This is a genomic window from Afipia sp. GW822-FHT04G07 (genome assembly GCF_058800765.1).
The window spans coordinates 1,700,246-1,726,621 of sequence record NZ_JBXAMP010000001.1; the positions used below are offsets into that span (position 1 = coordinate 1,700,246).

The window sequence follows — 26,376 nt, forward strand, 5'->3', positions numbered from 1 at the left end:
TTCTGCAAACCCTGCCGAGGCGATTGGAAGCCAGGAGTGGCCAAATCTTACGTTGCAGCCAGGTTCTTCATTGTTGACGGACTGAGAAGAAGATGACGAAGCCCTTAGGGCGCGCGAAGGCTCGTACAAAAAAGCCGAAATCCTTGCGAAAGGGTCCCGATCGCCGCCGGCAGATCATTGCCGCAGCGTCCGAACTGTTTGCGCGCAACGGATTTGAAGGCACGTCGATCCGCGACATCGCAGCCGCGTCAGGCGTTCTGTCCGGTTCGCTGTACTATCACTTTCCGTCTAAGGAAGACCTGCTCTTCACGGTGCACCAGGAAAGCCTCACGGCGATGCGCCAGGAGGTCGAGACCGCCATTGCTGAAATCAAAGAGCCCTGGAAGCGGCTCGACGAGGCCATCGCTGCGCACTGCCGGATATTGCTCGGCGGCAGCGTGACTCGCGCGATCCTCACGCCGCCGCGCTACTACAATCTCAAGGGTGTCCGAAAACTTGTCCGTCAGCGCGACGAATACGAGCAGATCTTCGCCAGCCTCATCGACGATTTGCCTCTGCGCGCCGATTGCGACCGGCACGCATTTCGGCTGTCGATCCTTGGCGCCATGAACTGGACGGTGTTCTGGTACACCGCAGGCGGTCGCTTGAGTGTCGACGATGTTGGTCGGCAGATAGCCCTGATGGTACGGGGCGCCGCCAGCACCGCCGCGACCAAAAATAGCGTTGGTGAAAAACGAAACTCTTGAAGCTATGGGATAATCGCAGTCTGGCGAGAACTACCGCTACACCCATCTCCTGACAATCATCAAAGAAATCGGCTAGCTTCGGCGACATCTCCCGACAAAGCGGATACGGCGCATCCGGAAAACACGATAACGATCTTAAGGATTGAACCCGACCGTCAGGCGTCCGCCAGCGTAATAACTGGTTTCCGACGCGAACTTGATTCCGGCCGGGGTAACGCCAGTGGGAGCGCCGCCGACAAAGGAGGCCGCCAACATACCAGGAACGCGGCTGTCGAAATTCAGGCCGCCGAAAACTTTCAGTGAGACACCGGCAAGCGGCTGGATTGTCGCGCTGGCTTCAGCGCTGGCGAGCAGTGGCGCGGTGGCATGGCTTCCAGCTGCGGCGGAATAGACAGTATAGCCGCCCACACCCAGATGGTTGTACTCGTCACTCGCATTCATCGAAACATCACGCCAGGCGGTCCCAATGTTTCCGCCGAGGCCGACGCTCAACCAGTTCGCGAGTTGCCATTTTCCGTCGAGCCCAGCGCGTGCGCCCCAATCAGTCCAGCCGAGCAAGGAGTTCGCGCGATAATTCCGGTTCGAGGGCGATACACCGGTGTTCAGTTGCTGAAAGAAAGTCTGGTTGTTGCTTGCGTGACCTGCGAAGACGGACAGCGACGGCGTCAATGTCACCGGGCCAAAGGAATGGTCTGCTGCGGACTTCAGGCCGATTTTCCAGGCAGTGTAATCGGTCGTGAGCGTCGAGTTGGTCCATGACGTGCTGCCGAAACCGTTGGTTTCACCAAAGCCACCGCCCAGCATCTGCGCGGCATAGCTGTAGCCAAAGCCCGCAATATCGGCACTCCGGCCGGTCGTTGTTCCGCTGGCGTGGATGTAGGACGCGCCGATTTCAAGCCGAACATTGCGGCCCCACATGTTCGCAAACGTTCCGTCCGGCGCGACATACCCAGCTGTGCCCGCGATGCCATAGCCATCGACGCGAGGCTTGTAAGTCTCGGACGGCCCGCGATTGGCTCCCGTGGTGTAGTCGGTCAGTTTCCAGCCGAGATCGTAGGCTGGCAGATTGATGGTTTGCGACGATCCCTCAATCGAGGCGTAAAAGCCGGCGCCCTCAAATGACGGGATTGGCTGCTGCCGCCGAAGAGAAACATCGTCGGCATTTGCGGTTGCGGCGGACATCAAAGTAATCAGCGCAACCGTGTGCAGTACAGTCAATTTCATACGTTAATTCCAATGGCAATGACGCGAATAAAATGTACGCTGCGGATTTCGGGAAGCCAGACATGGGTCGGACTGAAGGCACAGCGAGGCGGACATTCCGCAAATCGCAAAATCAGCTCCCAAACGCCCTCAACACCGATTCATCCCGGAAATCGAGAACTTATGGCTATTGGGCCGGGTGTAACGTGTCGTCACCCCCAGGTATGAGGCGAACGATTCAACATCGCGTGGTGGCAAGAATCACACAGTTTGACTTGACCTCGCCTTTCGCACACACAACGAGCACAGAACCTTAAAAGGCCAAGAATGGCTGCCGTAAGCAACGAGACTCTCTCTTCGATCATCGGCGATATTTACGACTGTGCATTGAATCCAGACGGTTGGCCTGATGTTTTGACTCGTATTACGCGGACCATGGATGCCGCGTACACCACTATCGCGTTAGCCGGTATATCCGACAATCAAGGCCGTTTTGCTGCCCAATCGCCTTGGGAGCCGGCACGCATGCGTGAGCTGGAAGAATATGACTTTGACCAAATTCCAGGTCTCAAGGCTGCTGTGACCGGAGACGTCGATGCGCCAATTTCCACATTGTCATTAATGTCGGAAGGCGAACTTCAGCAAACGCAGTTCTTTCGCGATTGGGCTGGCCCGCAAGGATTGCGCGAAGGCTGCATCACAAAATTCGTGCATACGCCGGACCGGATAGGTCTCCTGGGGGTCACGACACGTATGAGCCGCGCCGCGTTTGACCCGGACGATGAGAAATTTCTAGCTCTATTATCTCCTCACCTTCGCCGCGCGGCTCTCATCGGCGACTTGCTGGATAATGCGCGGCTGGCCACCCTCCGCTTTCGCGATACTCTTCAGAACCTCGCCGTGCCGATCGTGCTGACAGATGCACGCGGTGAAATTCTTTACGCGAATATGCGCGCGGAAAAGATGTTCGCCGATGGAGGACCGATCCAGCGGCAAGACAGGAGAATACAACCTGAAAATCCAGCTATCGGTGACGCGCTACTTCAAGCCCTAACAAGCGGCTCCTCGGACCTTTCAGTGGGATCAAAAGGAATCGGTCTCCCCATATCGGCGAGGGGTAAACCGCCTGCGGTGGCCTACGTCCTTCCGCTAAATCAGGGCGTAACTCGTTCAGCGCTTAGACCTGCATGCGCAGCGATCTTTATTTCGACGACGACATCCGCGTCGCCGATGCCCGAAGCAGTTCTTGCCACGTTGTTTGAGCTGACACCGGCCGAAGCCCGTGTGCTCCGGACAATCGGAGGTGGTTCGACCTCTGCATCGGGTTCGGAGACCTTGGGCATTAGCGAGAATACGCTAAAAACCCATCTCAACAGGATTTACGCGAAAACAGGGATGTCGCGCCAGGCCGATTTGGTGAAGCTCCTAAGCGAGATCAGCACTCCGCTATCAACCTGATTTCGCCGCTCTGCAACATAGTAGGTGGAAGCGGGCGCTTCCACGCTACGCTGCAGCTCCACCAAAGCACGCCAGGGTCTCATATTTATAGATCACTATTTTTGCTCTGCCGCGCTTGCGGAACTGGCGGGCGGCACGATCTTCATCACAAATGACACTGGCTTGTCGTCGGGTCCAAAGGGACCAGGGACCTTGTTCTTCACGGGCGGCAGACTCTTGAGAAAGGCGACAATGGCTAGAGTATCCTGGCGCGTGAGATTGGCGAATGCATGCCAGGGCATGATCGGCGCCAGCATCCGGCCATCGGGCCGCCGGCCTTTGGTAATTGCTGCCGCAATATCCTCCGATGACCATTGGCCAAGCCCGGTCTCACGATCCGGCGTGAGATTCGGGCCGTGAAATACGCCGAGGCCTGGAATTTCAAATCCGACTTCCGAACCGCCGAGATAACGTGCCGTGTCCGGTTTACCGAAGAAATATCCTGGCGTGTGGCAATCGTTACAGCCTCCGAAGGAAACCAGATACTGGCCGCGCTTGATCTGGGCGTTTTGGGCAGAGGCCGCACAGCACATGACGAATGTCAACGCCGCAGCCACTGCTGCAAGACGAACAGCGATCCTGGAGACGGTTCGGTACAACGTATGAATAATGTCGATCATGGCTAATCCACCAGTTTATGAAAAACAGATCGTGAGTTCGGAACGCGGGAAAAACTTCCCGACCAGAAGTATTTACTTTTTTGCCGCTTCGACAAGTGAGCGGATGACCCAGCGCTTGACCTTTCGCGCATCCTCATCGGGGAGACGCAGAACATCCTTGATAACGATGGTTGCTTCCGGGCCCATGACCAGCGCAAGCGCCTTCGTGAGCATGCGTAGATCGGCCAGCTTGAACTGGTCGCGCGCCGGCTCCAGCGCCGCTTCAATCAACGGCGTGCGACGATCCTGGCGCTTCGGCAACTTGGCATCGCCATCGGTGAGGAAGTCCCTCTGGATGGTGTAAGCGAGCATGTTGCGCAGCAACGACTCGTTCGCCAGGATCATATCGTAGAGCGTGGTTTCAACACGCTGCAACCGCGCCACCGGATCACGCGACGTCTCATTTCGGAAGAACTCCCCAGGCTCAGGCACGGCGACGTCAACTACCGCTTCCACCATAAGAGCTTCAACGCTCGGAAAGTATCTGTATGCTGTTGCGCGCGATACCAAGGCAGCCTCGGCGACCTCCTCCAAGGTTGGCGTGCGGCCCTGCTTGATCAACTGGGCCGCAGCCTGAAGGAGATCCTTCCGTGTGCGGGCTTTCTGGTTCGGACGCCCCAATGATTCCGATTGTGTCACGTCAGTCCTGTGGCAATTGCTGCATGATGGCGGCCAGATCGATCCAGACATTCTCACGCTTGATATCGCCACTCTCGGCAAACTCCAGGACGTGAAGCAACCTGAACTCAAGGGGTCGGTTTCGCCCTTCCAGCCCGAACGGCCTTCCTGGCGCCTTGCCTGACCAGATCGATTCATCGACCATAAAATTCGACCCATAGAGTCGTTTCACACACCGCACCTTACTGTCGGCAAGGTCAACAAACATTGTTTCATAGAAACGGCGCGCGCCTTCATGACCACGCGAAGGACCTAACGGCCAGCCCACAATGTCATGATCCACATCATCGGTCAGAGTGGCAAGCACGCCGTCAACGTCGTCGTTCCCTTCGAACGCGAAATGCTCGTCCATCTTGTCGTCCATCTGTCTCGAAGTCAGTGCCATAGAAGTCGCCCTTTCTGGCTATGAATACGAAATTCAAGCTGCCTTGACGTTCGAAAGCGCGGCGATCCGCATGCGTCGATCGTAGTCATCTGCCAGCGCGCACAACGCTGCGGCGCCGTCGCCGGAAAACGAAGGACCGTGCATGAGCGCAAGCGTTTTTGGCGTCAGCTTCGACAACGCGCGTATCGTCGTCCCCATCTCGGGATTGAGTCCTGAATACTTGAATAAGTCTTCGGCTTCGATGGCGGGGCCGACAATATCACGATCCGTTAGCGCCGAACTGTTGCCGAGCTGTGTGAACAGATCCCCACACAGAAGCGTGCCGGTCGATTCCTCATACATGACACCGGCATCCCAGCCATGTGGCGTGTGGGGAGTGTCAATAAAGCGCACCCGCTTGCCACCGCCAATATCAACTACGTCGCCATCGTTGAGGACGCGCGGTGGACGATCGGCAAAATCGTTGAGGGACACCATACAGCCGGTGTTCCCATGGGCGGCGGTCGCGTGCGGTGCAATCGACAGCCATTCATTCATGGCTCCGCATTCGTCCGCCTCGAAATGGCCGTAAGCAATCCAGCGCAGCTTTTCAGGCGAAACGATCCGAGCAAGCGCCTCGCTATTGAGCGTGAACATCTTTCGCAAGCCGGTGTGGAACATCAGAGGCTCATCCCCGAGGACGAGAAACTGGTTGAAGGTGAAACCTGCCGGTGGCGCGATATCCGGCACAAATGTTGAGAGACGATAGATACCATCGGCAATTTCGGTGATTTGGGTTTCCATGACTTTCCCCCGAAAAATCGGCGCGTGCCTGCCCCGGACATCCGTCAGGCATATGGCAGTTGAAAAAAGCGCGCCACTAAACGAGATAAGTTTTATCTAATGAGATAATCGTCTCATGTCAATACTAAAATCTCGTTACGTGTAAACACCTTTAATAACAACCCGTTATCTGCTTCGGACAAGGAAGGGCCCCAACGGGGTAGGTAGCAGCCGGAACATCTGCCGGTCAGCGGGACCACGCATTCACTGCGCTTTTTTGACCCAAGCGGCCGCCAGTATGCTGCGGGCGACTTCGACGATCTTGAGCGTGCTGCTTACAACCGGAGCGCCACCCGGTGGATATCTGCAGCTTCAGGACACAAGAATGGGATTCGTGCCCATCTGGCGCTCAAATGTAGTCCGCATGCGCTTGAAGCTCCGCACCGCCATTGTCGCTTTGCCGCCTCCGGACCATGGAATATAGACCAAGCTCGGCGCCAGTATCCTCCCGAGCAACTCAGCTTCATGGCATGCAAAGGCTTCGTACCATTGCGATGCGATTTGCTTCGGTTCGCTCTCCGCCGTTGCAACACTATAAGCTATTCAGCTCGGACATCATCCATTTCGGGTCAAGGCTCGGTTGAAGCTGCGCATCACCATCGAACGCTGACATCCGCAAAAGCAGCATCATAAAGTACCCATTTGTAAGTACCTCCCCTCGTCTTCACGAGGTGCGCTCGCCTGCGACGGTAGTACTCCGGTTTAGTCATCAGCCAAAAATTCCGACCGCGCTATAATAAACGGCCGGCCGGTTGTCTGGCGACTAACAACAGGAATCGACCTCAGAATAAAAAAGTAAAAAGACGCAAGCTGGAGATTGCAATCCAAGTTCTCTCTGCATCGCATTTCGCTCGGTTTTATCCGAGCAAATGTATGTGTCCGCGGTCTGTTGCCCGGAGTAACGCGTATGACTTTGTTGCATCGTTTGATTTCCTTCGAGGCGTTCTTTGCATTGCGCCCAACCAAAGGCTCCGCACTACGTATCGCAGCCGACGCCAGCTCCCTATGGGCGGCATTTCTGTTTGGCTGGTTCTTCATAGAAGAACGGAATCTCGCCGCCATCGCCGAAACAAAATATATTTTTCCGTTCCTTGGGCTCTTCTCGCTCATGATCTTTATCACCTACGCTGATGCCGGCCTCTATACGTGCCGGCACGGCTACTCTCTCACGACAAAGATCAGCAGTATCATCCGGATCAATCTCGTGTTGCTGATTATTGGAGGCGTCATCCTTGCGTTTGCGCCGTCCGCTTCCGGCATCACGCCTCGCATTCTTTTGACGACCATTACAGGCGCGACGCTTCTCGCCTGCGTTGCGCGAATGATCTCTTTCGTTCTGCGCTCCGAAGATCGGGAGCCCGGCGGATCGGACGCGCATGAAAGCCCCGACGAGTCGCGGGTACTGGTGATCGGCGGCGCGGGCTATATCGGCTCTGCGCTGGTCGAGAAGCTGCTGAATCTCGGGAAGCATGTCACGGTTCTCGACGCCATGCATTATGGTGATGAACCGCTTGCGCGCGTTGCCGGACATCCAGAGCTGACGATCGTCCGGGAAGATTTTCGGCACATTGAAGTTCTCACCCGCGTCATGAGCGGTATAGGCGCGGTGATACACCTTGGCGGCCTTGTGGGCGATCCGGCATGCGCGGTCGACCCTGACCTCACCGTCGACATCAACGTCACGGCGACCAAGCTCGTTGGCGAAATCGCCAAGGCACGCGGCGCCAAGCGCTTCATCTTCGCCAGTTCATGCTCAGTCTACGGTGCTTGCGACGAAATGGTGGACGAAACTTCCCACTTCAACCCTCAGTCACTTTATGCACGCAGTAAAGTCGCATCTGAAGCGCTACTCGGCACACTCAACAGCGATGATTTCGCCGTGACATGCCTGCGCTTCGCCACGGTCTACGGTATTTCCGGCCGCACACGTTTTGATCTCGTGGCCAATTTGCTGTGTGCGAAAGCCGTTCGTGACGGGGTCATCACGGTTTTCGGTGCGGATCAGTGGCGCCCCTTCGTGCATGTGGATGACGTTGCAAGAGCCATCGTGACGGCTCTCACGGCTCCGGTTGCAGACGTCGCTGGCGAAGTATTCAATGTCGGCAGCGATACCCAGAACTACACGCTCGGCGAACTCGCAGCGCTCATCAAAGCACAAGTGCCGGACGCTCGGATCGTTTCCGACAACAACTGCACGGACAAGCGCAACTATCGTGTGTCTTTCGCGAAGATCCGCAACCAGCTCGGATTCGAACCGGCGTGGACGCTCGAACGCGGCATAACGCAGGTCATCTCGGTCGTGCGATCGAATGAAGTGGGTCACTATTCCCTGCCGAACTACAGCAACGTCCTCTATCTGAAGGAATGCGGCAGCCAGAGCTTCGGTAGCTTCAAGATTACAGGCTGGGAAGCCGAATACATGAAAATCGATCGCATCGCTCCGAGTCACGGAGTGAGACAGACAGCCGCAGCTTAAAGGACATTGCAATGCGATACCAGCAAGCACAGGAAATCCGCGCCTCAAGAATTAGCCGGTCGCCGCACGTCCCTAAACTTCATAAGCCCAAGGTTCACGAGCTTCTCACGAACATCCCGTGCTTCCGTCCCGTGGTGGGTGAGGAAGAGATTGAAGCCGTGACAGCCGTGCTCCGTTCGGGATGGCTGACCACGGGTGCCAAGGCTCGCGAGTTCGAACAGAAATTCGCGACCTTTCTCGGCGGCGGGATCGAGGCCGTGGCGGTGAACTCGGCGACAGCCGGGCTGCATCTGGCGGCGGAAGCTTGCGGAATAGGCCCCGGCGATGAGGTGCTGGTGCCGACGCTCACATTCACCGCCACCGCGTCCGTGATACGTTATCTCGGTGCGGAAATCGTTTTCGTCGACGTCGATCAGAAAACCCGCACGATCGACCTCGAACACGCCGCGCGGCGCATCACGCCACGCTGCAAAGCCATCATTCCGGTCCATTTCGGCGGGTTTCCCTGCGATATGGTTGCGGTACTGGACTTTGCCCGTCGCCATAACCTCAAAGTTATCGAGGATGCGGCCCACGCCCTGCCGGCGCATCGGTTCGATCGTCAAGTCGGCACCTGGGAGTCGGACGCTTGCGTGTTCAGTTTCTATGCCACCAAGCCGATCACCACCGGCGAGGGCGGCATGATCACCACCCGCAATCCGGAAATCGCCGCACGCGCACGCGTGATGCGGACCCATGGACTCAATCGCGATGCGTTCGATCGCTTCAGCAAGGTCGGCGCATCGTGGGCATACGATGTCGTGTCGCCCGGGTTCAAATACAATCTCACCGACGTCGCTGCGGCTGTGGGTGTGGTTCAGCTCGACCGCGCCAGGGGGCTGCAATCCGGCCGGCAACGCGCAGCGCAACGCTATCTGGAGAAACTCGCCGGTTTGCCGCTCGATTGCCCCGCACCGGCGCCCGCCGGCAGCCTTCATTCGTGGCACATGTTTCCCATCCGCATTCACGAAACCGCGCGCGTCACGCGCGACGATGTCATCGCAGCATTGACCGCACAGGGCATAGGCACCTCGGTCCATTACCGGCCGCTGCACCAGATGACTTACTGGAGACAGCGTTATTCCTTCAAGCCGGACGATTTCGTGGAAGCCGATCGTTATTTCTCCGGTGCGGTGTCATTGCCGCTCTTCCCCACCATGACCGATCAAGAGATCGATCGGGTCGTTGACGCTTTGCGAGATTTGCTGGAGTGACACGCCATGCCCGCTTGCGATACCAGCCTCTCCATAACGCGGCCATCTGCGACAACGCTCTCGTTCAAACGCGCTCTAGATGTGGCCGGTTCAGCTTTCGGACTGATTCTGCTGTCGCCGCTATTCGTTATCATTGCAATCGCAATCAGGCTGGAAAGCTCGGGACCGGCTTTCTTCCGCCAAACGCGGGTCGGGCTCAACGGCCGTCCATTCCGGATTTACAAGTTTCGATCGATGAGCACCGCAAAGGGGGCGAACCGTACGGCCCTGACAGTGCGCGCGGACAAGAGAGTAACCCGCATCGGCAGATTCTTGAGAAGAACGAAGATCGACGAACTGCCGCAGCTCATCAACGTTCTCGCAGGGGACATGTCGCTGGTCGGCCCCCGCCCCGAGGTTCCCGAGTTCATGGGGTTCTATTCTCCCGAACAGCGGGCGATCCTTCTCTCGATGCAACCCGGAATGACCGACTATGCCGCGATCCTGTTTCGCGACGAGAGTGCCATGCTCGATCAGAACCAGGACCCTGTCGCTGTCTACAGGCACAAGATCATGCCTATCAAATTCGGCCACTATGAACGTTACAGTCGCGAGATCGGCGCGATCAACGACCTGCGCATCATTCTGGCGACGGTTTTGCTGCTTGTGGTCGGACATATTCCCGGAATGTTGGGGATCGAATCCGAACTCCCTGATCTGACCCGCGAGACGATAGCACAGTAACGTGGCAGCATACGGAATAAGGTAGTGTTCAAATGAGTTCGATCTCACAGATAGACACGCTCTTTTCTGGCATTTCAAACACGTCGAGCTACCCGCCGCACAATGGCCTTGCGGTTGGGCCGAACAACATCGTGATGGCCGAAGGATCGCGGATCGAATGGACCAACCTGACTGGCGGCGCGGTCACAGTTCAGTCGGTCTACAGCTTCTTCTCATCGCTCGGAGCGACGGCAACCAACTCGCTGTTCGACCCGCGCTGCATCTACGACAGCGCCAGCGGCCGCTTTATCATCCTCATGGAGAACATCGGCGCTAACGGCACCGTCAGCAATATCGACATCGCCGTGTCAAAGGACTCCAATCCGAATGACGGTTGGTACTTTGCGTCGCTGAACACCTCGCTCACCATCAACGGACAGCTGACCTCTTCCGACAGACCGTCCATCTCCATCGACGGTAGCAACATCTACATCACCGCGCCGCAGTACAACGTCAATGTTTCGGGCTACGCGGGAACCGAGACATGGGTCATAGGAAAAACCGCCGGTGCCGGCGGCGGTCTCTACAACGGCGGCACGATGACGGTTGTCGCCAACCAGATCACCCCGTCGAACCAGGGTATTTTTTCCGTCGCGGCAGGCAACAACGGCACGACATACTACGCTTGCGACTATTCCACGGGCAGCCAGATCATCGCTGTGGTGCAGGCTTATAACACCTCCACCAGCACGTTCGGTCCTGCGACCACCATCTCGCTCGGCAATATCGACCAGGGCGGCGCATATACCGCCCAACAGCAAGGCACCACCTTGCTGCTCGACGCCGGCGACAAGCGCATCCAGAATCTCCAGTATGCCAACGGTTTTCTCTGGGGTGTCTGCGAGCTGCAGCCGATCGGCTCCAGCGTGCCGCTGGTCCACTGGTTCAAGATCGATGTCAGTAATCCGAACAGCCCGACGCTTGTCGCCCAGGGTGACATTTCCGGCGCGTCGCTCGGGACCAATGTGGCAACCTTCAACGGCTCTCTCGCCGTCGACGGTGCCGGCGATGTGGTCATCAACTTCACCGCCAGCGGTCCGAACATGTATCCTTCGGACTACTACGTTTACCAGGCCTCGTCCGATCCCACTGGCACCTTCAGTTCGCCGCTCCTGTACCAGGCAAGCACAGGCTTCTTCAATTCCGGAAACGGGTCCAGCGTGCAGCGCTGGGGGGCCTATTCGACAGCGATCCCCGATCCCAACAATCCGAATGCGGTCTGGGTATCCAACGAGTACGTCGCAAACGGCTGGTGGCAAACCGCCGTTTCCCAGATCGAGATCAAGGCGACGAATATCCCGGCTATCGCGTCGGTCGTGACCACCGGTGCAGGCGTCACCAATGGCGGCGGCGACCTTAACGCCGGCAAGACCGTGACACTGACGGTCAATTTCAGCGTTGCCGTGACGGTCAACACGACAAACGGTTCGCCGACACTGGCGCTCAACGATGGCGGCATCGCAAGTTATGTCGGAGGCTCGGGCAGCAACGCTCTTGTCTTCAGTTATGTTGTTACGCCGGGCCAGAACACACCCGATCTCGCGATATCATCCATCATTCTCAATGGCGCCACGATTCAGGACGGGCTCGGCAACAATGCCGATCTTTCGGGTGCGGTGAATTACAATCCAGCCGGAGCATTGCAGATCGACACAGTCGCGCCGATAGCACCATCGGGGCTGTCGCTCGACACAACGGCCGACAGCGGCGCCAAGGGCGATGGCATCACCAATCTCACGCAAGTGAAGATCGATGGCACGGCCGAACCCGGCAGCACTGTGACATTGTACGACACCAATGGCACCACCGTGCTCGGCGTAGGGATTGCCGACGCTACGACCGGCACCTTCGCGATAGGCACAACTGCGCTCGCCAATGGATTGCACAGCATCACTGCGCAAGCGACGGATGCGGGCGGCAATACCGGTACGGGATCGGTCGTCTATGCGGTGACAATCGACACCATCGCACCGGATGCGCCAACCGGCCTTACCCTCGACCCGGCCACCGACAGCGGCACCAAAGGCGACGGAATCACCAACTTCACGCAAGTGAAGATTAACGGTACAGCGGAGCCCGGCAGTAGCGTAACGTTATACGACACCAATGGCACCACCGTGCTCGGCACGGGAATTGCCAACGTAACGACCGGCGTGTTCGCCATCACAACTCTGCCGCTCGCTGTCGGAACTCACAGCATTGCGGCAAAAGCGACGGACACCGCAGGCAACACCAGCACAGTATCAGCGGCGTACACGGTCACCGAGACCGCAGCCCCACCTGCAGCCACCTCAGAGGTTGAAACTCAATTCTCGGGCATTTCCGACAAATCCGGTTATCCACCTCACAACGCGCTTGCTGTGGGGCCCAACTACATCGTGATGCTGGAAAGCTCAAAGATTGAATGGACGAATCTGAGCGGCGGTGCGCCGACACTTCAATCAGTTTATCAGTTCTTCAAGCCGCTGGGGACGACGGCGACGAATGCCCTGTTCGATCCCCGCGCCGTTTATGACAGCGTGAACAGCCGCTACATCATTACCATGGACAATATCGGCTCCAACGGTGCGATCAGCAACATCGACATCGCAGTTTCCAAGGACTCCAATCCGAACGACGGCTGGTACTTCGCCTCGCTGAATACCGCACTCACCATCAACGGGAAACCGACCAGTTCGGATACGCCCGTGGTGTCGGTCGACGGCACCAACATCTACATCACCGCTCCACAGTACAACATTAGCGGCGGCGGCTGGCAGGGAACAGGCGTCTGGGTTATCGGCGACACGGCTGGCACCGGTGGCGGCATCTACAACGGCGGCACGATGACAGTTACCGCTAGCGAGGTCACCTCCCCCAATCAAGGAATCTACCGTGTCGTGGCCGGCAACAACGGCAACACCTATTATGCAAGCAGCTACTCCGCCGGCGGTCAGATTGTCGTGACCCTGCAGGTCTACGATGTGGCCACCAAAACGTTCGGACCGATCAGCACCATCGGGCTGGGCAATATCGATCAGGGCGGATCCTATACCGCCCAGCAACTGGGAACGAGCTTGCTGCTGGATGCAACAGACAAGCGCGTCCAGAATCTCGCCTACTCCAACGGCTTCCTCTACGGCGTCACCGAGGAAAAGCCAATCGGATCGAGCGTGCCGCTGGTCCACTGGTTCAAGATCGACGTCAGCAATCCGAACAGCCCGACCCTGGTAGCGCAGGGCAACATCTCAGGCGCCTCGCTCGGCACCAATGTGGCAACCTTCAACGGCTCCATCGCTGCGGATAGTACGGGCGACGTCATCATCAATTTCACCGCCAGCGGCCCGAACATGTATCCGTCGGACTACTACGTCTTCCAGTCGGCGGGCAGCGGAACGGGATCTTTCAGCGCACCTATCCTGTATCAGGCGAGTTCAGGCTTTTTCAATTCAGGCAACGGGAACAGCGTCCAGCGCTGGGGCATCAATTCAACGGCGATCGCTGACCCTAACAATCCGAGTTCGTTCTGGATTTCGAACGAGTACATCGCGAATGGGTGGTGGCAGACCGCAATCTCCCAGGTGCAGATCCAGTCAACTCCGGAAACGCCTACGCTCACTCTTGGCAGCACCGCCCTGACAGTGAATGCCGGGGGATCGGTGGCGTTACCAATCAGCGTCACCGCATTCGACGCCGACGACGCCGTATCTGTCACGATCAGCGGACTGACAAGCTACGAGACCGTAACCAACGCACTCGACAAGACGGTCTTCAGCGGCAGCTCCGTCACATTGAGCGCGGCGGAGGTCAACAGCGGACTGACACTGCTGTCGTCCTATAGCGGATCAGATCATCCGGTGAACACACTGACGATCAGCGCAAGCAACACGACCTCAGGCGAAGCCGCAACCTCGGCATCGCAGACAATTGTCGTCACCGACCCACCCGTGACTCCCGTCACGGCTGGAGGAATTCCTCAGGGGACGCCGCTCGGCCAACTCATCGCGCTGATGGACCAATATACGGCCGCGGGTTTCCTCCACGGAGCTGGCAGCAATGGCTTCAGCCAGATTGTGCAATCGCTATCGACGCAGATCGGACCAGACGGTCCGCCGCTTCTGTTCGCGCCGCATCATGCATGACGCACCAAGACGAGTTCAACCGCCTCCGATGGCATGAGACTAGTCGCTTTGAATTTCGTTTTCCTGAAACGCGGGACGTCAGCTAATGACACCAGAAAACGATTCAGGACTTCTTGCCCTCGTGCTGCTGCTTCGGATGAACGGCATTGCCGCGGAAGCTGAACAGATTCGTCACCGCATCGGGACAGATACGATCGGCACAACGGAGATGCTCCGCTGCGCCCGTGATCTTGGCCTCAAGGCGCGCGCCATCAAGACAAATTGGGCCCGCCTGGCACGAACTCCCCTCCCGGCAATCGCGGCTCTCGCCGACGGCGGCTTCCTGATCCTTGGCAGCACCGGGGATGACAAGGTACTCATCCAGCGCCCGCCAGGGCTACAGCCGGAAGGGATGAGCAAGGCGGACTTCGAAACTCTGTGGAGTGGCCGCCTGATACTGATGACACGTCGTGCAACGCTTTCCGACCTTTCACGGCGCTTTGACGTCACCTGGTTCGTTGGCGCCATTCAAAAATACCGCCGGCTCCTTGGCGAAGTCATCATAGCCTCCTTCTTCTTGCAAATCTTTGCGCTCGTAACACCGCTGTTCTTTCAGGTGGTGATCGACAAGGTGCTGGTACACCGCGGGCTCGGCACGCTCGAAGTCCTCACCATCGGCCTCATAACCATTGCTATCTTTGAAGCAATTCTCGGCGCACTACGCACCTATCTCTTTGCCCATACGACCAATCGGATCGACGTCGAGCTTGGCGCGCGGCTGTTCCGGCACCTGATATCGCTGCCGCTCGCCTATTTCCAGAATCGCCGCGCCGGCGACTCAGTCGCGCGCGTCCGCGAACTCGAGAATATTCGCAATTTTCTCACAAGCTCCGCGCTCTCCTTGGTCATCGATCTGGTCTTCACGTTCGTTTTCCTGAGCGTGATGTTCATCTATTCCCCGCTGCTTACCTGGATCGTGCTCGGCGCTTTTCCCTTCTACATCGCAATTTCGGCCGCCGCGACGCCTCTGTTCCGCCGATCCCTTGATGAAAAATTCAACCGCGGCGCTGAAAACCAGGCCTTTTTGGTCGAAAGCATCGTCGGGATGGAAACGTTGAAAGCGATGGCGGTCGAACCTCAGATGCAGCGCCATTGGGAAGAACAACTCGCGGGTTATGTCGCTGCGAGCTTCCGGGTTCTAAATCTTGGCAACGTGGCAAGCCAGGCCGTTCAGTTCGTGAGCAAGCTTGTCACAGCCACCATCTTGTTCCTGGGTGCCAAGCTTGTCATCGACGGCAGCCTGACTGTCGGCGAGCTTGTCGCATTCAACATGCTCGCCAGCAGGGTAAATGTGCCGGTTCTGCGACTCGCACAGGTCTGGCAGGATTTTCACCAGGCCCGCCTTTCCATCGAACGGCTCGGCGATATCCTGAATACGCGCCCGGAATCGTCGATCACGGCTCACCGCGCTGCGCTTCCGCCGATCCGTGGCGAGATCACGTTCGAGCATGTCGGCTTTCGCTATCGCATAGATGGACCTGAAGTCCTGCACGATGTGCAATTCCACGTGCCCGCCGGGCAAGTGGTCGGCATCGTCGGACCTTCAGGTTCGGGCAAAAGCACCCTCGCCAAGCTAGTCCAGCGCCTCTATTTGCCTGAGGCTGGCCGCGTACTCGTTGACGGCGTCGATCTCGCCATGGTCGACACAGCCTGGCTGCGCCGCCAGGTCGGCGTCGTTCTGCAAGAAGACATGCTTTTCAATCGCTCAGTGCGCGACAATATCGCGCTCGCTGACCCTGCGTTGTCGATGGATCAGATCATTGCCGCGGCGACGCTTGCCGGTGCACACGAATTCATTCTCCAGCTTCCCGAAGGTTACGATACGCTCGTCGGCGAACGTGGCTGCAGCCTCTCTGGCGGACAGCGGCAACGGATCGCAATCGCTCGCGCCCTCGTCACCGACCCGCGCATTCTGATCTTCGACGAAGCGACGAGCGCGCTCGATTACGAGAGCGAGCGGATCGTACAGTACAATATGCGGCGCATCTGCGAGCGGCGCACCGCCATCGTGATCGCTCACCGCCTTTCGACGGTACGCGGCGCCGACCGCATCCTCACGATCGACCGGGGACGCCTCGTCGAGGACGGAACGCATGAGGAATTGATTCATACCAACGGACGCTACGCCACCCTCCATGACATACAGGCGGGATTCCATGACATCCGTCAAAAAAATCATTCAGTTCCCGGAACGGCAGAAGCTCTCTCGCCACGATGAGACGGCCTTTCTTCCCGCCGCACTTGAAATCGTCGAGACTCCTGCCTCGCCTACCGCGCGCGCGCTCGGCGCGGCGATCATCGCGCTTTTCAGTGCGGCACTGGTATGGGCGTCGCTCGGCCGCGTCGATATTGTCGCAATCGCGCCTGGCAAGGTCATTCCAACCGGCCGCACCAAGATTATCCAGCCGTTCGAAACCGGGATCGTCCGGGCCATTCACGTTCACGACGGGTCAGTGGTGACGGCCGGAGATGTTTTGATCGAACTCGATCCCACGATCAATGCAGCCGATGTCAAGCACATGAGAATTGACTACGTCGCCGCGGAACTCGACGTTGCCCGTCTTCGCGCGGCACTCGCGGACGGCGACAATCCGTTCGATGACTTTATCTCGCCGAACGGCGCAACCAAAGAACTCATTGAAACACAGCGCCAGTTCCTCATGACCCAGACTCAGGAGCATCGTGCAAAGATCGCCGAGATCAATCGCCAGATCAGTCAAAAGGAAGCAGAGCGGAACACCATCTCCACCAACGTTGCCAAACTTGAGGCCACGACCCCCTTGCTTGAGGAGCGAGCGAATCTGAGAGGGTACCTCTATGAAAGCAAGCTTGGCTCAAAAATTACCTATCTGTCGGATTTGCAGGATCTTGTGGGGCAACAGCACGAGATCCTTGTTCAGAAAAGCAGGGAGCGCGAGGCGGACGCCGCGATCGCGGCATTGAACGAGACACGATCCAAAGCGAAGGCGGAATACCGCCGCACGCTGTTCGACGATCTGGCAAAGACGGAACAGAAGGCCGGTGGCCTTGGCCAGGAGGTCATCAAGGCGGAACAAAAAGCCAAACTGCAAATCCTCACCGCGCCAATTGACGGCGTTGTCCAGCAACTCTCCGTGCATACCATCGGGGGCGTGGTCACGCCGGCACAGGCCCTCGCCGTTGTCGTCGCAACCGATGGCGCGGTCGAGATCGAGGCCATGGTATCAAACACGGATATAGGCTTTGTATCCCCCGGGCAGGACGCCGAGATCAAGGTCGATACATTCAACTTCACGCGTTACGGCCTCGTCCACGGACGCATCATCAACGTTTCGCACGACGCCATTATTCCCGATAAGTTACGCGACAAATCATCCCAGACGGAGAGCGCAGCGAACGAACCCAAAGGCCAGGAACTCACCTATGCCGCGCGCATCGCGCTCGACCGCACACAGATGCAGATCGAGGATAAACTTATTCCGCTCTCTCCAGGAATGGCGGTGACAGCCGAAATCAAAACAGGATCGCGCCGCATCATCAGCTATCTGCTCTCTCCGCTCACGCGGTACAGGCACGACATCCTGCGAGAGCGATAACTCCGATCGAGAAGTGCCCGGAGACAAGGTGTGCCTCAATCAAACAGCCTCAATCAAACAGCCTTGGACAGACCCGCACGACGAACAACAGATGGAGACCTATCCAGGCCCCCAATACGCTGACCGTGAAATCCTCAATGCTTGCGGTCCGTCCGACAATAAACATTTGTGCTGCCTCGAGCGAGGCAGCACCGACGATCAGCACAATACCAAGGGCAAGCCGCTGCCTGAGCGCGGGATAGCCCGCTGCAAGGAGACAGCCGACAACGATATAGGCGACAAAATGCTCCTCATAGTTGTTCGCTAGAACGTGAGGGCGCAGACGGCCGGGCACCAGCGAGATCACCACGACCGACAGCACCGCCAGCCAGCCGATAATCCTGGTCGCGGCGGCGCTCATTCGGGATAACCTCGCACAGTCATCTTACATCGTCTTATTGTCCACGCGGCTCGCCGGATAGTCCGGGCCGCAGAGTGACCTCCACGACATCGCCTGGCTGAAGCTCGGATTCTTCATTCGCAAGGATGCGCTGCTGACCCTTTTCGCTGATCCGGATGATTGCGATCTGGGGCTCACTACCGCTTCCACGTATAAACTGCGACTTGACGACGGTCGCATATTGCAGTTTCTCCGCTGTGCTCTGCAGCTTCGACCGAATCTCGCTGAGCCTCAGATTAGCGTCCTGCAACTCGCGGAGCAGCTCCATCTTGCGCTGGGCGTCGAGTTTTCCGATTTGTCGTGTGAAATCGTCTTGCTGTTGCTTGATCTGCATCAGTTGAGCCGATGTCTGCAACTTTCTTGTTGAAGACATCAGCACCGCACGACGGGAGTCGGCAACGCGAGGACTTGGAAGCGACCCCTTGCCATAGAGATCCATTGTCCTCTGCAACTCGTCTATGTCCGCTTGCGCGCCCTCATCGTCCTGCTTCTGCTGCTCCGTGAGAACCCCGACCTGGTTTTGACCCAGTGCGATTGCGCGTTGCAGGAATTCCTTCTGACTATCGTAGTCTGCCTGACGAGCCTTCAATTGCTCCGCCTCGACATGCACGATTTCGGAGATGGTTGATTGACCCAGAGGCAGGTCCTTCAGACTGCTCCGATCGAGATTCCTGTCTTCTCCGAGCTCCGTCTTCAGGCGCCACACATGGGCCTGCTCTTTGGCAAACCCCGCCCAAAGCGTTTCATACTCGGCTCTCAAATCCGCCGACTCGAGAATAGGATTCTGCATGCGGTAGCGCATAAGCTCATAACCGCCCGAAAGAGCCACCGCCTGCCGCACCGTCATTAGCGGCCGATAGGAATATTCGCCAGGTTTGGAGACGTCGCCATTAACGTATACCGGCCGGTATTCCACGACGGTCGCCGTCACCTCGTCGTGGTCGATCATGATCTCGTTCTCGCGGCCATCCGATATCCGCTGCCGGAAGACCTTGGTGGCCAGGATCGCCTGAATTCTGGCCTGCGTCTCCGAGGGCGTAAGACCTGCTATCGGAAGATTGCCGAGCATGGGGAACGAGATCGATCCGTCCAGTTGCACAGGAACGCGTTGTTTGAGTTCCGGCGCCCTGGCTACCGAGATTTCGACCACATCACCGACATGCAACCGATAATCGGCCCTTGCCTGAGGGGCCGAACACAACATGGCCGTTGCGAACAGCGCCCACTTTAGACCGGATGCTCCATCCAGCCGAACGACCTTGCGGAAAAAGGAGGCGCTGGTCCCCGGTGGCAATCGAATGGTCGGCATATTGTATCTCCCTGTGTCGGTAATCACTGACGCATAGATGATTGCTTTCGCGAAGTTTCCGGCCAGGACAATCGCGTGACGTAATCCGCGACCGCGCCGCCCGGTTGCCCCCAGTTGCTGGACCAGATGACTTGCGACCCATCGGGCGAAGGCGATGCATGGGTCTCGCTCCAATAATCATGCTTGGGATTGCGGGTCTGCGCGATCCGGCGCACCTCTCCGCTGCCGTCAATGCGGAGCGCGACAACTTCCTGGTAAAAGGGCGCCCAGCCCCGCTGTCGCGAGACCTCGGAAAAATATCCGCCATAACTCAGGAATACCCATCCGGGCAGATTGATATTGCGAAGCGAGGCATGCTGGCCCTCGCCGTAAGGCGCAAGGTCAGTTACCTTACCGTCCGCCAGCCGCCGCTTGATAATATGAAACTTGTCTGGATTATCCTTGCTGATGCCGACATAGACGTCGCTGCCGTCCGCATCGATCGTCAGGTCGCCGTGGCCCGGACGATGATGATCGGTCCAGTGCTGGAGCTGCACCCCATCGACCGTGAAAACATACCCTTCAGTGATCCCGCCGGATAAATTTTGACTACAGAATATGTAACGACCCGATGGTGAAATGCCGCAATAGCCATTAGTCCCGGGTAGGTCAGTGAGCCTGATATCCGGAAATCTCGTTTTCGTTGAAATATCGAATGCAAAGGCGATGAGCGTCCCGGACTTCGTCGTTGCGCGCACAACCAGCCTATTGCCATCTCTGGATGGATTGCCCTTGTTCGGCCCGAACTGGAGATCGCGGTCGGCATCTCCGACGAAAACAATCGTCTTGGTGTCGCTCCGCGGTGCCCACGTATAGATTGCGCGACTGCTGACGCATATCATCAGCCTTGCATCGGCCGGATGCCACTCGCATTTGTTAAACATTGAGCGCTGAAAGAGGGGGACGTAGGTCTGCCCGTCCAGGAAACAGAACCCGGAACAGCCGTTTGTGATCAGCAGCAAACTCTGATCTGCGTTCCAGGCTTGCGAACTGGAATATCTGTGGGTGCAGTATGCCAGCTTGCAGACAACGCCGCCGGGCATCTTCCCACCTGGATCAGTGACTCGGGTTACAGGCGTTCCGAAGACCGGATCCTTGGCCTCTTGCAGATAGCCGACATTTGGCATGGGAGGCGTCGCGAGGATCCGCGCCGCCGTCAATTCATCATAAGCCAGCGCAACCGTATGCAACGCGACAATCAGCGATGCCGCACACAACACGCCTCTCGCTGTCGGTGCCCTGGTCCCGTGCATTTTCGAGCCGACCAATCAGCCGTTCTTTCAATCGAGGCTCACCCGCCCGTGATCAACAAAATCTTCGATTTACCACGGCTCGCTCTTTCGAAGAGCAGCCGCCGTGAACAGCGATGACTCGCTTCTCTTAGCTGGAGGCAGTGCCGGCATTGCGTGCTGAGACACAGACGGTTGAACGGATATCTGCGCAAGAGGTGTCGAACCGTTTCCTACCTGCCAGATGGAAAGGCCGTAGCTCATACCCCAAATTGCCGCCTGCGTACGGCTATGAACCCGTATCTTACGAAGGATCGACTTGACGTGAACCTTTACGGTCGCTTCTGAAATAGCGATCTTGCGTGCAATCTCCTTGTTTGAGCACCCATCAATAATACAGCGCAGGATCACCTTTTCCCGCGCTGACAATTGCCTCATGGGCGCGCTGTCCGCCACCGTCAGAAATTCCTGTTTCAAGTCAGTTTTGCACGCGCCCCCGTCATCGTGATGACTTCTGCCATTCTCGTCGCAATTTTCGTGGTCTAGCACAAATGGAAGAAATTCAGCAGGCAGTATTGTTTCGCCCAACATCACCAGTTCCAGAAACTTGATGAAGGCCACGGAGCTTGCGACGTTGGCAAAATAGGCACTCGCCCCCCCACGATAGACAGAGGCGGCATTGGTCAACTGATTGGTGCTATCCAACACCACAACCCGCCACATTGGATTGTGTGCCTTGATAAGCTTGATTTGATCCAGCATGGCTGCTGAATCATCGCCGGCTTCGAGAATAAACAAGATGCCGTCGCGCTCCTCGGCCAAGGTATCCAGAACGGAGCTGTTAACGCTGGCAATTGCATCCAGTATCCGGAAATTCGCCGCTCCGAGAATACTGATAAGGCCTTCACGGAAGAGATTGTTCGATCCAACAATGACGGTCGCATGCATTTTGCTGCTCCCTAATTGTTCCCACCTCTGATCAATTCATTCGCTCCGTTTCGGAGTCATTATTGGCAGCACGTCAAACAAGCCGCTTGAAATCCCATGCACACTCGTTTCGGTGCGATTTTTCTCCTTCCAAAGCCGACAGTGCGATTGAAATTTCGACGCCACCGATTGCAACTCTTTTATGAAATATAAATGACAATCCCCGATACTCATATATATCGTTCGTTATGTGCGAATGACGTCCTTCCGAAACGAGACCGCCTTTCGCCCCTGCGATCCGCAACGGCGATTCAATGCTGAGCTTTGAAAAAGCGAGATCTCAGTGAAAGTGCGCAGCGCGGTGCGAATGCGGCCGGGCGCAACTTGCGCCTGCGGCTGAACGGCGGCCAAACCCGCCACCACACTCACGAGTTACAAATTCTTGACTTGCTGCCCGTGTGGAAATGTGAAAAAAATAAGGCCTTACTACGCTATATCGTGCCTGACGAGATATCTCCGAAGGCCGCATCGATACTGACTGGGGGCACCCATTTCAGAGGTGTGTGCTATGCGTTGCGTAAGAGTAGTTATTGCGGACCGCAATCCATTGGTTTTGCAAGGCCTTGCCAATCTTCTGAATGCGGAGAAGAGCTTCAAGGTCATAGCTGGCTGCATCAACAGCACCGAATGCATTCGGATTATCCAGGCTGAATCTCCGGACATCGCGCTCATCGAAGCCATGTCTGGCATACCAGGTTTCGATATTCTCGCGGCCATCGCGTCGGCATCCGTGTTCACGCGGGTGGTCTTTCTAGCGGCATCATCCCAGCTTCGCGAGCTGATTGTAGCATCCGCCGCCACTCCCTATGGATTGTGCCTCAAGGAAACGACGTTGGTGCACTCCCTGCGTCAGGTCGCGGCTTGTCAGAGATCGATCGGCCGTGTGCTCCCCGACGATAAAAATGTTTCGGGGGGACGGCATCACTCCGCGCACGCCGGTATATCCAACCAATCGCTTGCATGTCTAACCGAACGCGAGCGCGAGATCATGTATGAGATATCCGAAGGACTTTCGAACAAAGAGGCCGCCCGGCGACTAAACATTTCCGAGGGCACGATCAAGGTTCACCTGCACCATATCTATCACAAGCTTTCCATCAAAAATCGGGCTGCACTTGCTGCGATGGCGGTCAATCATTCCGGGCCGACCTGGCTTGCCGTCTGAACCGTCGGGCGGGGAACTCAATTCCATCTCCGGGTTTCCGCAACATCGGATGATGTAACGTCATCTACGCCCTCGTCCTCCGAGGCGAGGCAGCGCATCATGCCCTTGCAGTTCTGCCGCAAGTTTCAAAATCCTCATCCGCAATCGCAGGCACTTCGGACCATACCTCCCTATGGGTACTCCCTAATGCACAAACTCTGTCAGCCTTCCTGCTGGTAGCATTGTGGCTCCTCCGTTCGATAGGGCCGCTTGGCAGAGCCAATGATGGGGTTCTTCACACACGCAGCAGGGAGATTGCGGCGACATCGAGATTCACGCGCGAGACTCATGCGTTTGTAGGACATACGTTCATGACCGAAAGCTTTTCCTGTGACATCGATAATCCAGCTCGCGGCAGTACATATCAATTCAGCCATAGCAGCCCGCAAATTGCCGGCACCGAAAATGGCAAAGCCCGATTTTCCGACAGTCGCTGCAAGAACCCGCACCTGCTTTGTATCGGAGGCGAGGACCATAATCTGCGCATTCCATTCTTGCTCGCGCTCCGGGATCGTGGCTATCGCGTGACTGCGGCTGGAACAGGCGATCCTGGCCCATTCATGCGGCACGGCATCGATTTCCGTCCGTTTTGCTTCAACCGGTTTATCAATCCGCTTGCGGACGGTTCCGCAGTTCGCGCCCTGACCAGACTCATGGCCGACGTGGGACCCCACATCGCCCAGAGCTTTGATACGAAGCCAAATTTGCTGGTCCCCCTTGCAGCGAGGAGCCTGCCGAATGTCCTCGTAGTACGCACAATCAACGGGCTTGGACAAATCTATTCATCGCGCTCGTTGTTGGCCCTCACACTGCGTCAGATCTTTCCAACGCTCCATCGGGTGGCAGCGCGCTCCACGGCCCTGACGATATTTCAAAACCGTGACGATCAGGCTTACTTCGAACGCCATCGGATGATCGGCAAGGGAACGAGCCTGCTGATACCTGGCTCGGGCGTCGATATCGAGGCCTTCGACAAGACTCTTCTCACAGGCCCCTCTGCAAACGAGCTCCGTCAACAACTCAAGCTTGATAATTCAGAGGTTGTGATCACGGTCACCCGTATGACGCGTCAGAAGGGAATTCCGACCCTGCTTGCGGCAGCGGCATTGGTGAACAAGGTACGCCCCCATGTGCGCTTCCTGCTTGTCGGGCCACGCGAGGGTGAGGGATCGTCTGCGGTCACACAGGCCGAAATCGATCGCCACGCCCCCTATGTGATACCCATCGGAAAACGGTCAGACATCCCCGCACTCCTCGGTCTCGCCGACGTTTTCGCATTTCCGACAGAATATCGTGAGGGCGTGCCTCGCGTTTTGCTTGAGGCAGCGCTCGCGAATTTGCCGATAGTCACGACGAAGATGCCGGGATGCACCGACGTTGTCCGTGATCGGTGGAGCGGATTTCTCGTTCCACCTCGTGATCCGCGCCTGCTCGCTGCGAGAATTATGGACATGCTGCACGACCGCGAATCTGCGCGGGTGATGGGTACCCGCGCCGGTCAACTGGTGAGAAAGGAATTCGGCCTTCAGCTCACAGTTAATCGATACACGGAAGCATACAGCGCGTTGATGGATCGATCGGCCCAGGTCCCCTCGCATGGAGAGCGCGATGAAACAAGACACGAGACTATATTGCAGGAGGCGCCCTCATGATGCGGGACGCCCTGCTCGCTCTCGGCTTGCTGCTGTCCACGGCGTCGCAGCTGCGCCCCGATGGCGTCCCGATCGGGCCGGGTGAAATTTGCCTGGTCATCTGGATCACCTTGATGCTGGGCGGGATGCAAGACCTGCTTCGCTCGAGGATGACAGCGGCTCTTTCTCGAATGTTTGTTTTCTGGGTCCTCTTCATCATTTCCCTGTGCTTGGGGTCCGCGACGGCGTTTGCGATCAGCGACATTCACGATCCTGATCTGTTCATCCACGATATCCTAGCGTATCCGCTTCTCGCCGCTGTGAGCTTCCTGAGTACGGTGGAGTCCCACGCTGGTTGCCACATTCATCGCGCAGCGTGGTTTCTTACGCTTTTCAGCGCTGTGTTTTTTGGTGTTCAACTCGCCCTTGCGTGGGACTTCATCACCATCCCGAACATGGACCCCTGGTATTGGGACAGATTTCGCGGCCTGTCGGAAAACCCAAATCAGCTCGCCATTTTTTGTGCATTGATCACGTTCCTGGCGATTCATTTCGTCGAACACGCAGCGGGACCAGGCAGAAAGATCTTTGCTGTCTCCTGTTCGATCCTCTCGATGTATGTCGGCCGGCTCACGAAGAGCGATACGTTTGGCCTTATCCTGGCGAGCGGGCTTCCGCTCTTCGCAGCGCTCAAGCTCCGATACTGGCTGCTGACGTCCAAGCGGAGCATCCCGTTCAGGAGCGCAATCGCCGGCGTCATGGTCGTCACCTTGCCGATTATCGCCTCCACTGCACTGCTATTCACCAACCTGATCGAGGTCGACGCGCTAGATGTCATCAAGGAGATGGCAAAGGGCACACCCCAGGAAACATCCGAAACCGCCAACATCCGGCTACAATCATGGGGTCGCGCAATCGATCGCGGTATAGAGTCGGGAATGCTTGGGTTGGGACCGGGCCCGCACATCGAAATTCCACCCGTACTCGTCGCAGCCAGGCGGGAAGCGACCGAGCCAAAATACATCGAACATCCCCAAGTCAACGGCACACCGAATTTCGAAGCGCACAACACGTTTCTCGATCTTTTCACGCAGGGCGGATTGATCGCGGTTCTGTCTTTCACCTGGCTCATCGCAACGGCTTTCCGATCGGTCTATCGATCCAATCTGGACGCCCTAACGATGGTGGTGTGGAGCATCACTGTCCTCAGCATCTTCCATTTGATCGTTCGCCATCCGCTGTTCTGGTTCACAATCGCCTTCGTGCTGGTTGCCGGGACAGAAGCCCGCATCCCCTCCTTCCTGCTAAACCGGAGCAAATGA

20 protein-coding genes are annotated in these 26,376 nt (G+C 57.3%); 11 read left to right on the forward strand and 9 right to left on the reverse strand.

Annotated elements, in window-relative coordinates:
• The first annotated feature begins 92 nt into the window (after positions 1 to 92).
• Complete coding sequence (locus AC1RKJ_RS08360) at positions 93 to 746, forward strand: TetR/AcrR family transcriptional regulator (protein WP_492790606.1); 654 nt, start codon at positions 93 to 95, stop codon at positions 744 to 746.
• A 135-nt stretch (positions 747 to 881) separates the two neighbouring features.
• Here the strand turns inward: AC1RKJ_RS08360 and AC1RKJ_RS08365 are convergent, their stop codons facing one another.
• Positions 882 to 1,970: a hypothetical protein gene (locus AC1RKJ_RS08365; RefSeq protein ID WP_492790607.1), complete on the reverse strand. Its 1,089-nt coding sequence runs from the start codon at positions 1,968 to 1,970 to the stop codon at positions 882 to 884.
• 306 nt (positions 1,971 to 2,276) lie between these two features.
• Here AC1RKJ_RS08365 and AC1RKJ_RS08370 point away from each other — a divergent pair, with 306 nt between their 5' ends.
• On the forward strand, positions 2,277 to 3,407 hold the full coding sequence (locus tag AC1RKJ_RS08370) for a helix-turn-helix transcriptional regulator (protein WP_492790608.1): 1,131 nt from the start codon (positions 2,277 to 2,279) through the stop codon (positions 3,405 to 3,407).
• A gap of 95 nt (positions 3,408 to 3,502) precedes the next feature.
• Here the strand turns inward: AC1RKJ_RS08370 and AC1RKJ_RS08375 are convergent, their stop codons facing one another.
• The 4 genes from AC1RKJ_RS08375 to AC1RKJ_RS08390 all read right to left on the reverse strand — a co-directional run bounded on the left by AC1RKJ_RS08375 (position 3,503) and on the right by AC1RKJ_RS08390 (position 5,951).
• On the reverse strand, positions 3,503 to 4,066 hold the full coding sequence (locus AC1RKJ_RS08375; protein ID WP_492790609.1) for a c-type cytochrome: 564 nt from the start codon (positions 4,064 to 4,066) through the stop codon (positions 3,503 to 3,505).
• 72 nt (positions 4,067 to 4,138) lie between these two features.
• Entirely contained in the window at positions 4,139 to 4,744 is a 606-nt protein-coding gene (locus AC1RKJ_RS08380) for a TetR/AcrR family transcriptional regulator (protein ID WP_492790610.1), read from the reverse strand.
• Between the two features lies 1 nt (position 4,745).
• Positions 4,746 to 5,147, reverse strand: coding sequence for an ester cyclase (locus tag AC1RKJ_RS08385; protein ID WP_492790611.1), 402 nt, complete (start codon positions 5,145 to 5,147; stop codon positions 4,746 to 4,748).
• A gap of 54 nt (positions 5,148 to 5,201) precedes the next feature.
• Positions 5,202 to 5,951, reverse strand: coding sequence for an oxygen-binding di-iron domain-containing protein (locus AC1RKJ_RS08390; RefSeq protein ID WP_492790612.1), 750 nt, complete (start codon positions 5,949 to 5,951; stop codon positions 5,202 to 5,204).
• An 856-nt stretch (positions 5,952 to 6,807) separates the two neighbouring features.
• On the opposite strand from AC1RKJ_RS08390, the gene AC1RKJ_RS08395 reads away from it, so the two are divergent.
• From AC1RKJ_RS08395 to AC1RKJ_RS08420, 6 genes are all read left to right on the forward strand, one after another.
• Positions 6,808 to 8,466, forward strand: a complete 1,659-nt coding sequence (locus tag AC1RKJ_RS08395; protein WP_492790613.1) for an NAD-dependent epimerase/dehydratase family protein — start codon at positions 6,808 to 6,810, stop codon at positions 8,464 to 8,466.
• A gap of 11 nt (positions 8,467 to 8,477) precedes the next feature.
• Entirely contained in the window at positions 8,478 to 9,719 is a 1,242-nt protein-coding gene (locus AC1RKJ_RS08400) for a DegT/DnrJ/EryC1/StrS family aminotransferase (protein ID WP_492790614.1), read from the forward strand.
• 6 nt (positions 9,720 to 9,725) lie between these two features.
• Positions 9,726 to 10,442 carry a sugar transferase gene (locus AC1RKJ_RS08405; RefSeq protein WP_492790615.1) on the forward strand — a complete coding sequence of 239 codons (717 nt, stop codon included), beginning with the start codon at positions 9,726 to 9,728 and terminating at the stop codon, positions 10,440 to 10,442.
• A gap of 32 nt (positions 10,443 to 10,474) precedes the next feature.
• Complete coding sequence (locus AC1RKJ_RS08410) at positions 10,475 to 14,602, forward strand: beta strand repeat-containing protein (protein WP_492790616.1); 4,128 nt, start codon at positions 10,475 to 10,477, stop codon at positions 14,600 to 14,602.
• 85 nt (positions 14,603 to 14,687) lie between these two features.
• Positions 14,688 to 16,859: a type I secretion system permease/ATPase gene (locus tag AC1RKJ_RS08415; RefSeq protein ID WP_492790617.1), complete on the forward strand. Its 2,172-nt coding sequence runs from the start codon at positions 14,688 to 14,690 to the stop codon at positions 16,857 to 16,859.
• On the forward strand, positions 16,798 to 18,216 hold the full coding sequence (locus tag AC1RKJ_RS08420; protein ID WP_492790618.1) for an HlyD family type I secretion periplasmic adaptor subunit: 1,419 nt from the start codon (positions 16,798 to 16,800) through the stop codon (positions 18,214 to 18,216). Before AC1RKJ_RS08415 ends, AC1RKJ_RS08420 begins: the two co-directional genes overlap by 62 nt.
• Before the next feature lie 49 nt (positions 18,217 to 18,265).
• On the opposite strand, the gene AC1RKJ_RS08425 is transcribed toward AC1RKJ_RS08420, so the two are convergent.
• From AC1RKJ_RS08425 to AC1RKJ_RS08440, 4 genes are all read right to left on the reverse strand, one after another.
• Positions 18,266 to 18,616 (reverse strand): VanZ family protein, encoded by a 351-nt coding sequence (locus AC1RKJ_RS08425; protein ID WP_492790619.1) that lies wholly within the window; start codon positions 18,614 to 18,616, stop codon positions 18,266 to 18,268.
• Between the two features lie 34 nt (positions 18,617 to 18,650).
• Complete coding sequence (locus tag AC1RKJ_RS08430; protein WP_492790620.1) at positions 18,651 to 19,964, reverse strand: polysaccharide biosynthesis/export family protein; 1,314 nt, start codon at positions 19,962 to 19,964, stop codon at positions 18,651 to 18,653.
• Between the two features lie 23 nt (positions 19,965 to 19,987).
• Complete coding sequence (locus tag AC1RKJ_RS08435) at positions 19,988 to 21,256, reverse strand: lactonase family protein (RefSeq protein WP_492792681.1); 1,269 nt, start codon at positions 21,254 to 21,256, stop codon at positions 19,988 to 19,990.
• A gap of 69 nt (positions 21,257 to 21,325) precedes the next feature.
• Entirely contained in the window at positions 21,326 to 22,180 is an 855-nt protein-coding gene (locus AC1RKJ_RS08440) for a LuxR C-terminal-related transcriptional regulator (RefSeq protein ID WP_492790621.1), read from the reverse strand.
• 547 nt (positions 22,181 to 22,727) lie between these two features.
• Between AC1RKJ_RS08440 and AC1RKJ_RS08445 the strand changes: the two genes are divergently transcribed.
• From AC1RKJ_RS08445 to AC1RKJ_RS08455, 3 genes are all read left to right on the forward strand, one after another.
• Entirely contained in the window at positions 22,728 to 23,384 is a 657-nt protein-coding gene (locus tag AC1RKJ_RS08445; RefSeq protein WP_492790622.1) for a LuxR C-terminal-related transcriptional regulator, read from the forward strand.
• Positions 23,385 to 23,734: 350 nt separating this feature from the next.
• The gene (locus AC1RKJ_RS08450; protein ID WP_492790623.1) at positions 23,735 to 25,075 is read left to right on the forward strand and encodes a glycosyltransferase family 4 protein; all 1,341 of its coding nucleotides are present in this window, start codon (positions 23,735 to 23,737) and stop codon (positions 25,073 to 25,075) included.
• Positions 25,072 to 26,376, forward strand: coding sequence for an O-antigen ligase family protein (locus AC1RKJ_RS08455; RefSeq protein WP_492790624.1), 1,305 nt, complete (start codon positions 25,072 to 25,074; stop codon positions 26,374 to 26,376). Before AC1RKJ_RS08450 ends, AC1RKJ_RS08455 begins: the two co-directional genes overlap by 4 nt.